Origin of the sequence: Proluteimonas luteida (assembly GCF_021191695.1) — a bacterium.
GTDB lineage: Bacteria > Pseudomonadota > Gammaproteobacteria > Xanthomonadales > Xanthomonadaceae > Luteimonas > Luteimonas luteida.
In genome coordinates this window covers 232,834-248,484 of record NZ_JAIWPT010000004.1, presented here as the reverse complement: position 1 = coordinate 248,484, position 15,651 = coordinate 232,834, and the positions used below count along the sequence as shown (strand labels likewise).

13 protein-coding genes and 4 tRNA genes are annotated in these 15,651 nt (G+C 69.7%); 16 read left to right on the top strand and 1 reads right to left on the bottom strand.

Annotated elements, in window-relative coordinates; genetic code table 11:
• Positions 1-144: leucine zipper domain-containing protein (locus LDO26_RS05945; protein WP_232130160.1), on the bottom strand; the 144-nt coding region annotated here is incomplete at its 3' end.
• Between the two features lie 948 nt (positions 145-1,092).
• Here LDO26_RS05945 and LDO26_RS05940 point away from each other — a divergent pair.
• From LDO26_RS05940 to LDO26_RS05865, 16 genes are all read left to right on the top strand, one after another.
• Entirely contained in the window at positions 1,093-2,127 is a 1,035-nt protein-coding gene (locus LDO26_RS05940; RefSeq protein WP_255682032.1) for an integron integrase, read from the top strand.
• Positions 2,124-4,517: a DNA internalization-related competence protein ComEC/Rec2 gene (locus LDO26_RS05935; protein ID WP_232130140.1), complete on the top strand. Its 2,394-nt coding sequence runs from the start codon at positions 2,124-2,126 to the stop codon at positions 4,515-4,517. Before LDO26_RS05940 ends, LDO26_RS05935 begins: the two co-directional genes overlap by 4 nt.
• Positions 4,518-4,543: 26 nt before the next feature.
• Positions 4,544-5,176, top strand: coding sequence for a MotA/TolQ/ExbB proton channel family protein (locus LDO26_RS05930; protein WP_232130139.1), 633 nt, complete (start codon positions 4,544-4,546; stop codon positions 5,174-5,176).
• Between the two features lie 3 nt (positions 5,177-5,179).
• Entirely contained in the window at positions 5,180-5,632 is a 453-nt protein-coding gene (locus LDO26_RS05925; RefSeq protein WP_232130138.1) for an ExbD/TolR family protein, read from the top strand.
• A gap of 5 nt (positions 5,633-5,637) precedes the next feature.
• Entirely contained in the window at positions 5,638-7,434 is a 1,797-nt protein-coding gene (gene msbA, locus LDO26_RS05920; protein WP_232130137.1) for a lipid A export permease/ATP-binding protein MsbA, read from the top strand.
• Positions 7,431-8,405, top strand: a complete 975-nt coding sequence (gene lpxK / locus LDO26_RS05915) for a tetraacyldisaccharide 4'-kinase (RefSeq protein ID WP_232130136.1) — start codon at positions 7,431-7,433, stop codon at positions 8,403-8,405. The genes msbA and lpxK overlap by 4 nt, the downstream gene beginning before the upstream one ends.
• Positions 8,406-8,464: 59 nt before the next feature.
• Positions 8,465-9,241, top strand: a complete 777-nt coding sequence (gene kdsB, locus LDO26_RS05910) for a 3-deoxy-manno-octulosonate cytidylyltransferase (protein WP_232130135.1) — start codon at positions 8,465-8,467, stop codon at positions 9,239-9,241.
• On the top strand, positions 9,241-9,723 hold the full coding sequence (locus LDO26_RS05905) for a low molecular weight protein-tyrosine-phosphatase (RefSeq protein ID WP_232130134.1): 483 nt from the start codon (positions 9,241-9,243) through the stop codon (positions 9,721-9,723). Before kdsB ends, LDO26_RS05905 begins: the two co-directional genes overlap by 1 nt.
• An 8-nt stretch (positions 9,724-9,731) precedes the next feature.
• The gene (locus tag LDO26_RS05900; protein ID WP_232130133.1) at positions 9,732-11,159 is read left to right on the top strand and encodes a thioredoxin-like domain-containing protein; all 1,428 of its coding nucleotides are present in this window, start codon (positions 9,732-9,734) and stop codon (positions 11,157-11,159) included.
• On the top strand, positions 11,156-13,060 hold the full coding sequence (gene uvrC / locus LDO26_RS05895; protein ID WP_232130132.1) for an excinuclease ABC subunit UvrC: 1,905 nt from the start codon (positions 11,156-11,158) through the stop codon (positions 13,058-13,060). Before LDO26_RS05900 ends, uvrC begins: the two co-directional genes overlap by 4 nt.
• Positions 13,061-13,068: 8 nt before the next feature.
• A complete protein-coding gene (pgsA, locus tag LDO26_RS05890) occupies positions 13,069-13,713 on the top strand; it encodes a CDP-diacylglycerol--glycerol-3-phosphate 3-phosphatidyltransferase (protein WP_232130131.1) in 645 nt (214 codons plus the stop codon).
• Positions 13,704-13,779: transfer RNA gene (locus tag LDO26_RS05885), tRNA-Gly, on the top strand. Before pgsA ends, LDO26_RS05885 begins: the two co-directional genes overlap by 10 nt.
• Positions 13,780-13,865: 86 nt before the next feature.
• Positions 13,866-13,939 (top strand) — tRNA-Cys (locus tag LDO26_RS05880).
• Positions 13,940-13,977: 38 nt separating this feature from the next.
• A tRNA-Gly gene (locus LDO26_RS05875) sits at positions 13,978-14,053 on the top strand.
• A gap of 121 nt (positions 14,054-14,174) precedes the next feature.
• Positions 14,175-14,261 (top strand) — tRNA-Leu (locus LDO26_RS05870).
• A 163-nt stretch (positions 14,262-14,424) separates the two neighbouring features.
• Positions 14,425-15,639 (top strand): tyrosine-type recombinase/integrase, encoded by a 1,215-nt coding sequence (locus LDO26_RS05865; RefSeq protein ID WP_232130130.1) that lies wholly within the window; start codon positions 14,425-14,427, stop codon positions 15,637-15,639.
• The last annotated feature ends 12 nt before the right edge of the window (positions 15,640-15,651 follow it).

The following is a 15,651-nucleotide window of genomic DNA, read 5'->3' as shown; positions in this document are numbered from 1 at the left end:
CCGCTTGAGCCACTTGTAGGCCGTGCGGACACTGACGCCGGCCGCATGCGCCGCTTCTTCCACCCGCAGACCATGAGCAAGGATGCGATCCACGAGCAGGGCTCGACCGCGAGGGCTCAAACGGGCATGTTTATGCAGGTTCATCCGGGGCTCCTGGGGGCTGGGTTGGCTTCGTAACCCCCATCTTCCAGAGATGCCCCGGATGAACAACCTACTGAGAGATCACACCTAACGCCTGAATTAAGCCGCGCCGCGAAGCGGCGTCGGCTTGAATGAATTGTTAGGGGGATGCGGCACGATGACGCCTACCCCGAATAATTGCGACCGTAGAGAGCGCCACGCCAGAGCCTAGTAGCGCCCAGAAAGCGTAGCCGTACAGCAACGGTGCGCGACACCTTTCTGTTGCCGCATTGGCTGTGCCCGGCTCAGTACAGAATGCGAAGGACAACGAGTAGGAGGCCGCTGCTTGCAGGTATGCGTAACCAGCGAGCAGGAAGCAAGCTATGGCGGTAATGGAAAGAGCCAAGTTGATCTTGCGTGATCTATCCAAGCTGCCCCCTAACGCCTGAATTAAGCCGCGCTGCGAAGTGGCGTCGGCTTGAATGAATTGTTAGGCCGTACCGCCACGGCTGCTGTCCGGCTGGCCCTCATGAACTGCAAGGAAATCAGAGGCGCTAAGACCGTACTCATGCTCGGCCTGCATAAACGCTGCGTCCAAATCCTCATGCCATGTGTCATTACAGAGATCCCCGGTCCGAGTATACCGATACATCATGCAGTGCTCACTACCTGGCTCAAGTTCAATCTCGACTCGGTCGGGTAGCGGCATTGCATCTCCTCTCGCTAATTCCCCACCAGAAATGCACCCGATGGTATGCATGTCTGGACACCTGAACTCTCGAGGTCGTGCAACGTACTTCATAGCGGCTTAACGCCTATTCGAAGTCATATTGACCTGTAATCCAGCGGCCTAACCCGGTCCCGCTCTGGTTCCGGATCAGGGTTTCCCTACACCAATCAACGGTTTGTCGCGATACGGGTGCCTAAATCGGGTGCCTAATCTCCGGGTCTGATGGATCGGAGATCGGGGCCATGGAACGCTATCACCGGGGTGTGAGGTCGACAAGCGGCGGGTATGTCGGGTCGGCGGGGCCCGTGCGTGCGCCGCGGTTGCTGGAACAGGTGGTGGCGCGCATGCGTCGCCTGGGCATGGCGCGCCGCACGGAGGACGCGTATCTCGGCTGGATCCGGCGGTTCATCCTGGCCAACGGCAAGCGGCATCCGCGGCTGCTCGGTGGCGCCGAGGTGGAGCGGTTCCTGACGGCGCTGGCGGTGCACGGCAACGTGGCCGCGTCCACGCAGAACCAGGCATTGGCGGCGCTGCTGTTCCTGTATCGCGAGGTGCTGGGCGTGGACCTGCCGTGGATGGAGGCGGTGCGGCGGGCGAAGAAGCCGCAGCGCTTGCCGGTCGTGTTGTCGCAGCAGGAAGTGCAGGCGGTGCTGGGCGGGATGTCGGGGGTGCATTCGACGATGGCGGCGCTGCTGTACGGCACGGGCATGCGGCTGATGGAATGCGTGCGGTTGCGGGTCAGGGACCTGGATTTCGCCCGTCACGAGGTGCTGGTGCGGGACGGCAAGGGCGGCAGGGACAGGCGCACGATGCTGCCGGCGCGGCTGCATGCCACGCTGCAGTTGCAGGTGGAGGAAGCACGGCGCCTGCATGCGCGCGACCTGGCGGCAGGTGCGGGCGAGGTCTGGCTGCCGCAGGCGCTGGCGCGGAAGTTCCCCGGTGCGGGACGGGAGTTGGGTTGGCAGTACGTATTCCCCGCCAGCCGCCGCAGTCTCGATCCACGCAGCGGCATCGCGCGTCGCCATCATCGCGACGAGAAGGGACTGCAGCGTGCGGTGAAGCGGGCGGTGCGGGAGGCGGGGCTGGTCAAGCCGGCCAGTTGCCATACGTTTCGGCACTGCTTCGCGACGCATCTGCCGGAGGCGGGTCACGACATCCGCACCGTGCAGGCGCTACCCGGGCACAAGGATGTGGCGACCACGCAGATCCATGCGCATGGCCTCGATCGCGGCGGGCTCGGGGTGGTCAGTCCGCTCGACCGCATGGCACGGGAGTGAACGCTGTGCGGGCGCCGACGGCGCATCCATTCGCGCCAATCGGCATCGCGGTGGCGGTCGCGCTGGTCGGTGGCGCGACCGGGTGCCTGCTGCTGCCGGCGTTGCCACCGGCGTGGGGGTTGGGGATGGCGCTGGCCGGTGGTGCGTTCGGCTGGGTGCGCGGGCGGCGCTGGTTCCGTTTTGCCGGTGCGCTGGTGGTTGGCGCGGCGCTGTGCGGCCTGCATGCCGCACACAGCCTGTCGCTGCAGCTGCCCGCGTCCATGGCGCGTGCGGATGTCGCGATCAGCGGCCGGGTGGTGCAGTTGCCTGTCCATGAGCCGCAGCGCACCCATTTCCTGTTCCGGGTCGATGCGGATGACGCGATCCCCGCCGCGTTGCGTGGTCGCCTGCTGCGCCTGTCGTGGTACGACGACCGCGACGACGCCGACTCGCGCCGGTTCGACATCGCCGCGGGCAGCGACTGGACGTTCACCGCGCGCGTGCGCGCGCCGCGCGGGCTGCGCAATCCCGGCTGGTTCGACGGCGAGAAGCACGCGATGGCGCGGCGGATCGCTGCGGTCGGTTATGTGCGTTCGCGCGAGCCGCTGGCGCGCACGGCGACCGGGCAGGGCGTCGATGCATGGCGCGATGCGGTGGCCCGGCGCATCGATGCCGCGGTCGACGGCGAGGCGGCACGCTACGTCCGCGCGCTGGCGATCGGCGATACGCGGATGCTGGCCGACACCGACTGGGAGGCATTGCGCGCGACCGGGCTGACCCACCTGGTCGCGATCTCCGGCTTCCATGTCGGCATGGTCGGCGGCTTCTTCGCGCTTTTGGCGACCGGGCTGTGGTGGCTGCTGCCGGGGCTCGGCCGCCGCCTGCCGCGTCCGCAGGCGGCGGCGATCGTCGCCCTGCTGGGCGCCACGTTCTATGCCGCGGTCGCCGGCTGGGAACTGCCGACGGTGCGCACGGTGCTGATGATCGCCGTGGTCGTGGTCGCGCGGCTGGCGCGGCGGCACCTGCGGATCTCCGATGCGCTGGCTTATGCGGCGATCGCGGTGGTGCTGGTCGATCCGATGGCGGTGCTGTCGGCCGGTTTCTGGCTCAGCTTCGCCGGCGTCGCGTGGCTGGTCTGGTGCCTGCCCGATGCGCGCGAACTGTCGCTGCTGCGCGGCCTGCTGGCCTCGCAATGGGTCGCGACGCTGGGCCTGCTGCCGCTGACGGTGATCCTGTTCGGCCAGGCCTCGCTGGCCGGACCGCTGGCCAACCTGGTCGCGATTCCGTGGTGGAGCCTGGTCGTCGTGCCGCTGGCGCTGCTCGGCACCGGGCTGGAGGCGGTGGCCAGCGGCAGCGGCGACTGGGCGTGGTGGCTGGCGGCACGGGCGTTCGACCTGAGCTGGCCGTTGTTCGACTGGCTGGCATCCAGCCCCTTCGCTCTGTGGTGGCTGCCGGAGCCGCGCTGGTTCGCGTTGCCGCTGGCGCTGGTCGCCGCGTTCTGGCTGCTGCTGCCACGCGGCGTGCCGGGCAAATGGCTGGCGGCCCTGCTGTGGCTGCCGCTGCTGTGGCCAGATCGCGACCTGCCGCGTCACGGCGAGGCCGAGCTGGTGGTGCTGGACGTCGGCCAGGGCCTGTCGGTGCTGGTGCGCACTGCCGGTCACGCGGTGCTCTACGATGCCGGCCCGGCGGTCCCCGACGGCTTCGATGCCGGCGAGCGGGTCGTGGTGCCGGCATTGCACGCGCTGGGCGTGCGCCGGCTCGACGCGGTGGTGGTCAGCCACGCCGATGCCGACCACGTCGGCGGCTTCGCGGCGGTGCAGCGGCGTTTCGACGCGCCGGTGGTGTTCGCGCCGCGCCACGAGGGCATCGCGGGGGCCGCGCCCTGCCTGATGGGCGGTGGGTGGCGAATGGACGGCGTCGATTTCCGTTTCCTGCATCCGGACCTGTATTTTCCGCCATTTCGCAATCCTTCCAGTTGCGTGCTGCGGATCGAGACCGCGCATGGCAGTGCGTTGCTGCCGGGCGACATCGACGCGGTCGTCGAGCGCCTGCTGGTGCATCGCGACGCCGATGCGCTGCGCGCCGACGTTGTGTTGGCCGCGCACCACGGCAGCGGCGGTTCGTCGGATCCGGCCTTCGTCGACGCCAGCGGCGCGCGGCACGTGCTGGTGTCGGCCGGCCACGACAACCGCTTCGGCCATCCGCAGGCCGGCGTGGTCGACCGCTGGCGCCGGGCGGGCGCCTCGGTGGCCGATACCGCCGGGCAGGGCGCGCTGCGGATCCGGCTGGTGCCTGACGGGATCGAGGTGCAGGGACGGCGCGAGCGCCAGCGCCGCCTGTGGGATGCGACGCGCCGCGCCGGCAGGGCGCAGGCCGACGCGGCCGCTACGCTATCCTATCGGCCGGATTGAACCGGCCACGGGCCGAAGGGGTTTGCGTGCTCGAACTGGTGAAGGCCGGCGGCTGGCCGATGATTCCGCTGCTGCTGCTGTCGGCGCTGGCGCTGGCGATCATCGTCGAGCGGTTCTGGGCGCTGCGGCGCAAGGCCGTGCTGCCGCCGGGGCTGGGCGACGAGGTCCGGGTCTGGGCCGCGCGTGGCGTGCTCGACCCCGCGCACATCGAATCGCTGCGCGCCACCTCGCCGCTGGGCGCGCTGCTGGCCGCGGCGCTGGACGTGCGCAACCGGCCGCGCGAGGAGATCCGCGAGCGGGTCGAGGACGTCGGCCGCCACGTTGCCTTCCGCATGGAGCGCTACCTCAACACCCTCGGCACGATCGCCGCGGCCGGGCCGCTGCTGGGCCTGTTCGGCACCGTGGTCGGCATGATCCAGATGTTCCTCGGGGTCATGGACCACGGCGTCGGCGACGTCAACCAGCTGGCCGGCGGCATCGGCAAGGCGCTGGTGTGCGCGGCGACCGGCATGATCGTCGCCGTCCCGGCGCTGATGTTCCACCGCCATTTCCGCGCCCGCATCGACGGCTACATCGTCGCGATGGAGCACGAGGCGATCGCGTTGATGGACGTCATCGACCCGCGCAACCGCCGGCCCGGCGTGCCGGCGCAGGACTGAGCCATGCGCATCCGCGACCGTCGCGCCGAGGACAACCCGGAGCTGAACCTGGTGCCGCTGATCGACGTGATCCTGGTGCTGATCATCTTCTTCGTCATCACCACCACGTTCGACGCGCGCTCGGTGCTCAAGCTCGAGCTGCCGCAGGCCGACGGCCAGCGCAACGATGCGCAGACCGGCACGCTGAGCCTGCTGATCAACGCCGACGGGCGTTATTTCGTCGATGATCGCGAGGCGCTGCGCACCGATGTCGAATCGCTGAAGCGCACGATCGCCGAGGTCGCCGGCGACGACCGCGAGCGCACCGTGCTGCTGCGCGCCGACGCGCGCACGCCGTGGCAGGCGGTGGTCACCGCCTACGACGCGCTCGGGCAGTTGGGCTTCACCCGCATCGCCAACGCCACCGCGCCGCAGGCCGGCAACGCCGCCGCCGACGGCGCGGCGCAGGGCCGCTGAACGGCATGGCGCGCAGCGAGGTCGTTTCCACCGCCGAGGCCCGCGCCGACCGGGCGTGGCCGGTCTACCGGCGCCTGCTGGGGTTCGCGGCCGGGTACCGCGGCCTGCTGTCGGTCGCGCTGCTGGGCATGCTGATCGAGGCGGTGGCCGGTGGCGCCTTCACCAAGATGATGGAACCGATCATCGACGAGACCTTCGTCGGTGCCAACGCCGGCGTGAACCTGTGGCTGCCCGCGGCGATCATCGGCCTGTTCGTGCTGCGCGGCGTCGCCGGCTACATGGCCGACTACAACATGGCCAAGTCCGGCCGCGGCATCGCCCGCGACCTGCGGGTCATGGTGCTGGGCAAGTACCTGCGGCTGCCGGGCATGCGCTTCGACGCGGAGCCGGTGCCGTCGATGCTGGTGCGGCTGGGTTCCGACAGCGACCAGGTCTCGCAGGCCGCGGTCGACGCCGCCAAGGTCATGCTGCAGCAGTCGCTGCAGATCCTCGCCTCGCTGGTGGTGATGCTGTGGACCAGCTGGCAGGTGACGCTGACGATCCTGGTCATCGCGCCGCCGCTGGCGTGGATCATGGACAAGGTCGCGCGCCGCTACCGCCGCGTCAGCCACAGCATCCAGGACAGTTCCGCGGCGCTGATGCAGACCGCCGACCAGACCCTGAGCAACCAGCAGGAAGTGAAGATCTACGGCGCCCAGGCGATCGAGGCCGCGCGCTACCGCGAGGTCGCCGATACCCACATGCGGCTCAACCTCAAGGTCGAGGCGACGCGCGCGATCTCCTCGGCGGTGGTCCAGCTGATGGGCTCGGTCGGCCTGGCGCTGCTGATCGTCATCGCCGGCTACGAGGCCTCGCAGGGGCGCCTGACCGCCGGCGGCTTCGTCGCGCTGATGATCGCGATGATGGCGATCATCCCCTCGCTCAAGCAGCTGACCAACGTGCAGAACATGCTGCAGCGGGGCGTGGCCTCGGCCGAGCGCCTGTTCAGCATCCTCGACGCAGACGACGAGATCGATACCGGCACCCGGCCGCTGGTCCGCGCGCGTGGCGAGATCGAGTTCCGCCACGTCACCGCGCGTTATCCCGGCCAGCCGGAACCGGCCTTGCGCGATGTCAGCTTCGTCGCCAGGCCGGGCACCGTGACCGCGATCATCGGCCGGTCCGGCAGCGGCAAGTCGACGCTGATCAAGCTGATCCCGCGTTTCTACGACTACGAGAGCGGCGAGATCCTGCTCGACGGCCACCCGCTGCACGACTACCGCATCGCCGACGTGCGCCGGCAGATCGCGCTGGTCGGCCAGCAGGTGATGCTGTTCGACGACACCGTGGCCGCCAACGTGGCCTATGGCGAGATGGCCGGCGTCGGCCCCGAGGCGCTGGAGGCGGCGATCCGCGGCGCCAACGCGATGGAATTCGTCGACAAGCTGCCGGGCAGGCTCGACAGCGGCATCGGCAGCCGTGGCGGCCGGCTGTCCGGCGGCCAGCGCCAGCGGCTGGCGATCGCGCGGGCGATGCTCAAGGACGCGCCGATCCTGATCCTCGACGAGGCCACCGCCGCGCTCGACACCGAATCCGAGCGCCTGGTGCAGGACGCGCTCGACCACCTCATGCCCGACCGCACCACGCTGGTCATCGCCCACCGGCTGTCGACCATCGAGCACGCCGACCAGGTGCTGGTGCTCGACCAGGGCCGGCTGGTCGAACACGGCACCCACCAGGAACTCCTCGCGAAGGGCGGGCTGTACGCGCACCTGCACCGCATGCAGTTCCGCGAAGGCGAGGGCGGGGACCGCCCCGGATGAAACCGCCGGCGTACTGGTTCGACGGCAGCCGTCCGCCGCTGCATGCGCGCCTGCTGGCGCGCCTGTACGGCGCCGCGACGCGGCTGCGCCTGAAGCTGCTGCGGCCGAGGAAGGTCGCGCGCCCGGTCGTGGTGATCGGCAACCTGATCGCCGGCGGCAGCGGCAAGACGCCGTTGACGATCGCCGTCGTCGAGCGCCTGCGCGCCGAGGGCTGGACCCCGGGCGTCGCCAGCCGCGGCTACGGCCGCGAACAGGCCGGGACGCCGCGCTGGGTCGAGGCCACCACCGATCCGCGCCTGGGCGGCGACGAGCCGGTGCTGATCGCGGCGCGGACCGGCGCATTCGTGCGTGTCGACAAGGATCGGGTGCGCGCGGCCAGGAAGCTGATCGAAGCCGGCTGCGATGTCGTGGTCTGCGACGACGGCCTGCAGCACTACCGGCTGCGCCGCGACCTGGAGATCGAGGTCATCGACGGCCGCCGCCGCTACGGCAACGGCTGGCTGATCCCCGCCGGCCCGATGCGCGAACCGGCCGCGCGCAGCGCCGGCTGCGATTTCCGCGTGCTCAACACCGGCGTCGACGACGCGCTCGAGGCGGGCTTCGGCGAATGGCCGATGCGGCTGCAGACCGGCCGCGTGCTGCCGCTGGCCGGTGGACGGCCGTTGCCGCTGTCGGCATTCGCCGGCCAGCGCGTGCATGCCGTCGCCGGCATCGGCCATCCCGAGCGGTTCTTCGACACGCTGCGCGAGGCCGGCATCGCCGTGGTGCCGCACGCTTTCGACGACCACCATCGCTACAGCGCCGAGGACCTGCAGTTCGGCAGCGACCTGCCGGTGTTGATGACCGAGAAGGACGCGGTGAAGTGCATGCGCTTCGTCGGCGAGCGGCATTTCAGCGTGCCGGTCAGCGCGCAGCTGCCCGAGGCGTTCTGGATCGCCTTGCTCGACCGTCTGCGCGCGCTGGCGCGGTAGCCGCCGCGCCCGGTCGCCCACGGCAGGCGACGCAACCCATGCCATGCCAGAATTGGCGGATGACGCCACCTTCCGATTTCGTCGTCGCCATCCCGGCGCGCTACGCCTCGACCCGTCTGCCCGGCAAGCCGCTGCAACCGCTCGGCGGCCGCCCGCTGGTGCTGCACGTCGCCGAGCGGGCGCTGGCCGCCGGTGCGCGCGAGGTCTGGGTGGCGACCGACGACGCGCGCGTGCGCGATGCGCTGGCCGGCACGCCGGTGCGGGTGGCGATGACCTCCGATGCGCATCCCTCGGGCACCGACCGGCTGGCCGAATGCGCCGCCATCGCCGGCTGGGACGACGACATCGTCGTCGTCAACCTGCAGGGCGACGAACCCTTCGCGCCGGTCGACGGCATCCGCGCGGTCGCCGCGCTGGCGCGGCAGCCGCAGGTCGCGCTGGCGACGCTGGCGACCGCGATCGATGGCGTCGACGCGCTGTTCGATCCCAACACCGTCAAGGTCGTGCGCGACGCGCGCGGCCATGCGCTGTACTTCAGCCGGGCGCCGGTGCCGTGGCCGCGCGACGCGTTCCTGCGCGACCGCGGCGTGCTGCCGGCCGGCGACTGGTGGCGGCACATCGGCATCTACGGCTATCGCACGGGTTTCCTGAAAACGTTCGCGGCGATGCCGCCGGGGGTGCTGGAGCAGGTCGAGATGCTGGAACAGCTGCGGGTGCTGGAGGCCGGCCATGCGGTCGCGGTCGGCATCGCGCCGTCGCCGTTCCCGCCCGGGGTCGACACCCCGGAGGACCTCGCGCGCGCCGAGGCCCGTCTGGCGGCGGGTAGAACCGGATGATGCGCCTGCTGATCGTCTGCCTGGGCAACATCTGCCGTTCGCCGATGGCCGAAGGCGCGCTGCGTGCGCGCCTGCGGGCGGCGCGCGGCCTGGACGACCGGGTGGTGGTCGATTCCTGCGGCACCGGCGACTGGCATGTCGGCGAGCCGCCGGACCCGAGGGCGATCCGCAACGCGGCCAGCCACGGGGTCGACATTGCCGGCCTGCGTGCGCGCAGCCTGTGCGATGCGGATTTCGACGCCTTCGACGTGTTGCTGTGCGCCGACGCCAGCACCCTGCGCATCGTCGAGTCGCGGCGGCCCCCGGGCAGTCCGGCGCAGGCGGCGCTGCTGCTGGACTGGGCCGGTACCGGCGGTGGCGACGTGCCGGATCCGTATACCGGCGCTGCCGCCGGCTTCGAATCGGTCTGGTGGCAGGTCGACGCGGCCGCCGCCGCGATCGTCGCCCGGATGGAAGGCGGGGCGTCGCGGGATCGCGCATAATCCGCGCCATGACCGACGCTGCGCCCGCGCCCGAGTTTCCGGACAGCCTGGAATGGCTGAACCTGAGTGACCCCCTGCGCATGGCGCAACTGGGCGGCAAGGTCTGCGCGCTGGCGTTCGTCAACCTCGGCTCGGCCTGGTCGCAGCAGCGGCTGGCCGACCTGGGCTACCTGCGCAGCCGGCATGCCGAGCGTCTGAATGTCGTGGCCGTGCACGTGCCGCGTTTCGATGCCGAGCGCGATCCGCGCCGCAGTGCCAAGCGCGTGCACCGCCAGCAGTACGAGTTCCCGGTCGCGCACGATGCCGACTGGACGCTGTGGCAGCAGTACGGCATCGACGCCTGGCCGACCGTGGTCCTGATCGACGGCGATGGCGCGATCCGCGAGCGCATCGTCGGCGAGGGCGGCATCCGCGAACTCGATGCCCGGGTCGCCGCGCTCGCCGGCGAACTGACGCCGCGCCTGCGCAACGCCGCGCCGATCCGCCTGCGGCGCAGCGGCGAGTCGCCGCTGCCGTTGTGCTTCCCGGTCGGGCTGGCCCTGTCCGGCAACTACCTGTATGTCGCAGACAGCGGCCATCACCGCGTGCTCGAATGCGATGCCAGCGGCCGGGTGCTGCGCCAGTTCGGCAGCGGCAGCCCGGGTTTCATCGACGGGCCGATGGAGCTGGGGGCATTGACCCGGCCGCACGGCCTGTTCGTCGGCCGCGACGTACTGTATGTCGCCGACACCGGCAACCATGCCGTGCGCCGCATCGACCTGCGCAGCGGCGACATCACCACGGTCTGCGGCGCGGGGCGCCCCGGGGAAACATGCGAAGGGCCGCTCGGCGACCCGCGTGCCGTCGCGCTGGACCAGCCGCGTGCGATCGCGCTGTCCGGCGACAAGCTGTTCATCGCCACCGCCGGCGACAACCGCATCTGGAAGCTCGATCTGGGCAACCCGGCCATCTCGCTGCTGGCCGGCAACGGCGTGCTGGGGGTCAACGACGGGCCGTCGGCCAGCGCCAGTTTCGCCGAGCCCGCGGCGCTGGCCTGCGTGCAGCAGACCCTGTATGTCTGCGACGCGGCCGGTTCGGCGATCCGCAGCGTGCACCTGCGCACCGGCCAGGTGTCGACCCTGCTGGGCGCCGATGCCTGGGAATTCGGACGGGTCGACGGGCCGCGCACCGATGCGCGGCTGCAGCATCCGCAGGCGATCGCGCTGGCGCCCGACGCGCCGGTGCTGTGGATCGCCGACAGCGGCAACGACAGCCTGCGCCAGCTGCGGCTCGGCGGCGGCGAACTGGCGACGTTCGATCTGCCGCAGCGCCTGCACGCGCCCGGCGGGCTGGCGGTGTCGGCGGACGCGGTGTGGATCGCCGATACCGACGCACATGCCGTGCTGCGCCTGGACCCGGCCAGCGGCACGCTGCGGCATGTCCCGATAGGCGAATGACCGGACAGCCAGTGACCGGGAAACCAGGCACCGTGCGCGGTCGTGGCAACGCATTCGACGGCAAGGCCTTCGTCGCCGGCCTGAGCACCGCGCCGGGCGTCTACCGCATGCTCGCCGCCGACGATTCGGTGCTTTACGTCGGCAAGGCCGCCGACCTGCGCAAGCGCGTCGCCAGCTATTTCGGCGCCACGCCCAAGCCGGCGCGGACGATGGCGATGATCGCCCAGATCGCGCGCATGGAAGTCACGGTCACCCGGACCGAGGCCGAGGCGCTGCTGCTGGAAAACCAGCTGATCAAGTCGCTGAAGCCGCGCTACAACGTCTCGCTGCGCGACGACAAGAGCTATCCCTACGTGCTGCTGACCAGCGAGCCGTGGCCGCGCATCGCGGTGCACCGCGGGCCGCGCAACGTGCCGGGCCGCTACTTCGGGCCGTATCCGGGCGTGACCGCGGTGCGCGAGACGCTGAACCTGATGCAGAAGCTGTTCAAGCTGCGCAACTGCGAGGACAGCGTGTTCCGCAACCGCTCGCGGCCGTGCCTGCAGCACCAGATCGGCCGCTGTACCGCGCCGTGCGTCGGCCTGGTGTCGGCACGCGACTATGCCGACTCGGTGCGCCGCGCCTCGCTGTTCCTCGATGGCCGCAGCGACGCGCTGACCGACGAGGTCACCCGCGACATGGAAGCCGCGGCCGAGCGGCTGGACTTCGAGGAGGCCGCGCGCCTGCGCGACCTGCTGGGCAACATCCGCGGCATGCAGGCACGGCAATACGTCGACGGCAGGGTCGCCGAGCTCGACGTGCTGGCCTGCGCGATGCAGGGCACCCAGGCCTGCGTGCTGCTGCTGGCGTTCCGCGACGGCCGCAACCTCGGCACCCGCGCCTTCCATCCGCGGACCAACGGCAGCGACGACCCGGCCGAGGTGCTGGCCGCGTTCGTCTCCCAGCACTACGCCGAACAGACGCCGCCGCGCGAGATCGTGCTCGACCGCGCGATCGACGACGTGCCGCTGCTCGAGCAGGCGCTCGGCGAGGCGGCAGGACGGCGGGTGCAGATCAAGACCAGCGTGCGCGGCGACCGTGCGCGGTACCTGGACCTGGCCCGGCGCAATGCCGAGATCGCGCTGGCCGGCGAGCTCGGCAGCCAGGCGGCGCAGACCGCGCGCGCCGAGTCGCTGCGCGAGCTGCTCGGCCTGGCGGCGCCGGCGCAGCGCATCGAATGTTTCGACATCAGCCACACGATGGGCGAGGCCACCGTGGCCTCGTGCGTGGTGTTCGATGCGCAGGGGCCGGTGCGCGGCCAGTACCGGCGCTACAACATCGCCGGCATCGAACCCGGCGACGACTACGCGGCCATGCACCAGGCACTGACCCGTCGCTTCCGCAAGGCGGTCGGCGACGACGGCCGTTTGTTGCCCGACGCGGTGCTGCCCGACGTGCTGCTGATCGACGGCGGCGCAGGGCAGGTCGCGCAGGCACGCGCGGTGCTCGATGCACTGGGCATCCCCGGCATCTGCCTGGTCGGCGTGGCCAAGGGCGAGGCGCGCAAGCCCGGCGACGAGACCCTGCTGCTGCCGGACGGGCGCGAGCTCAAGCCGGGTGCCGCGTCGCCCGGCCTGCAGCTGATCCAGCAGGTGCGCGACGAGGCGCACCGGTTCGCGATCACCGGCCATCGCGGCCGCCGGCAGAAGGCGCGCAACACCAGCCGGCTCGAGGACATCGCCGGCATCGGCCCGCGCCGGCGCGCCAGCCTGCTCAAGCATTTCGGTGGACTGGGCGGCCTGAAGGCTGCCGGCGCCGAGCAGATCGCGCAGGTCGAAGGCATCAATGCGGCCCTCGCGCAACGCATCTATGCGACCCTACACGGACTGGATGCAGGCGGTTCCGACCGCCGACAGGATTGATTCCCCCGATGAAGTTGACCATTCCCACCTGGCTCACGCTGCTGCGGATCCTGATGATCCCGGTGCTGGTGCTGGTGTTCTACCTGCCGTTCAAGTGGACGAACTTCGCCGCCGCGCTGGTGTTCGGCCTGGCCTCGATCACCGACTGGCTCGACGGCTGGATCGCGCGCCGCTACCACCAGTATTCGGCGTTCGGCGCGTTCCTCGACCCGGTGGCCGACAAGCTGATCGTCGCCGTGGCCCTGTTCCTGATCGTGCAGGGGCACCCCACGCCGTGGATGGCGTTCTGGGCCGCGGTGATCGTCGGCCGCGAGATCGCGGTGTCGGCACTGCGCGAATGGATGGCCGAACTGGGCCAGCGCGCCACGGTGAAGGTCGCGGCGATCGGCAAGATCAAGACCATCGCGCAGATGGTCGCGCTGCTGTGCCTGCTGTATTCGGTGACGCCCGACCAGCCCGCGCGCGCGCTGCCGTGGATGGGCCGGGAGATCTTCGTCCTCGGCGACTGGCTGCTGGCGATCGCCGCGTTGCTGACGTTGTGGTCGGGGTTCGCCTACCTGCACGCGGCGTGGCCGATCATGCGCGCGGCTGAAAAGACAAGTGTTGACACGCAGTCGGCGAAGGGTAAAATTTCGCCTCCCAAGCGGGAATAGCTCAGTTGGTAGAGCGCAACCTTGCCAAGGTTGAGGTCGAGGGTTCGAGCCCCTTTTCCCGCTCCAGATTCAGCCGCGAACCCCGGTTTCTCGGGGTTCTGTCTTGTCGGCCAGTCGATTCGACGCGTCGAACGAAGGGTCGGGGCGTCACCGGCCTGGTGGCAGAGTGGTCATGCAGCGGATTGCAAATCCGTGTACGCCGGTTCGATTCCGACCCAGGCCTCCATCCCGGACGCGGTACGGTTCAGGGTGAAAGTTCGTTTTGCGGGAATAGCTCAGTTGGTAGAGCGCAACCTTGCCAAGGTTGAGGTCGAGGGTTCGAGCCCCTTTTCCCGCTCCAGTCCGTCGACGAAAGCCCCGGTCCGCCGGGGCTTTTGCGTTGCGGCCTTCCCGCCGCGGCATGACGCGCCGGGACCGAGGCGGTTCCATTCGCGTTCGCGCTCAGGCAGGCTAGCGTGCCGGCCCGGATGGCGAAACTGGTAGACGCATCGGACTTAAAATCCGCCGGCCGCGAGGCCATGCCGGTTCGATTCCGGCTCCGGGCACCATTACACCGTCGCACGATGTCGCAATATCGATCTAAGTCATTGATCCTGTAGGGATAACCCTCCCCCTATGCCTCGCATTGACCCCCATGGGGGGTCGTTGCATACCGCCACTATCGCCGGTAAGTTCCACGGTAACTCGCATACCGTCGCAGGACTTACCGTCATGCTTACCGATACCGCAATCCGCCGGGCGAAGAACGCCGAGAAGCCGCAGAAGCTGGCCGACGCCGCCGGGCTCTACCTGCTCTTGCCCTCCCTGCCGAGCGAAGGGAAGTGGTGGCGCTTCGACTACCGCTTCGCCGGCAAGCGCAAAACGCTGTCGATGGGCGTCTATCCGGCCGTCACCCTCCGGGAAGCGCGCGACAAGCGCGACAAGGCCCGTGCGCTGCTACGGGAAGGGGCAGACCCCGGCGCGACCCGGAAGGCCGCGAAAGGCGCACTGGTGGCCGCGCATGCCAACACCTTCGCCGCTGTGCGCGATGAGTGGTCCGAGATGCAGGCTAAAACAATGTCGCCCGTTACCGTGACGAAATCGGCGTGGCTGTTCGACTTTGCATCCGATCTGGACGACCGGCCGATTGCGGACATCAAGCCGGCCGAAGTTCTGGCGGTGCTGCGCGCCGTGGAATCGAAGGGCCGACACGAGACAGCGCACCGGGTGAAGCAACGGCTCGGGCAAGTGTTCCGCTATGCGGTGGCGACAGGTCGCGCCGAACGTGACCCGACCGCCGACCTTCGCGGTGCGCTGGCCCCGATCCCGAGCAAGTCGCACGCCGCGATCATCGATCCGGGCAAGATTCGCGGCTTGCTGCTGTCGATGGACGGCTACGATGGCGAACCGCTGACCCGCGCCGCGTTGCAGCTGTCCGCGCTGACGTTCCAGCGGCCCGGCAACATCCGCGCGATGGAGTGGTCCGAAATCGACTTCGATGCGGCCGAATGGCGTATCCCTGCCGAAAAAATGAAAATGAAAGACGCGCACGTCGTGCCGTTGTCCGAACAAGCCATCGCGATCCTGCGCGAAATCCAGCCGCTAAGCGCGCGTAGCCGCTATGTGTTCCCGTCGCTGCGATCTGCGGATCGCTGCTTATCGGAGAACACCCTGAATGCCGCGCTTCGCCGGCTGGGTTACTCAAAAGACGAAATGACCGCGCATGGGTTTCGCGCAACTGCTTCGTCTAGGCTCAATGAAATGGGCTGGAATACCGACGTTATCGAACGTCAGTTGGCGCATGCCGAACGCAACAAGGTCCGCGCCGTGTACAACCGGGCGCAGTACATGGCCGAACGCCAAAAGATGATGCAGGCATGGGCCGATTATCTCGACGCATTGAAGGCCGGAAGCAACGTTACTCTGATCGGTAAGCGGGCTGGATGATGTCTAAGTATC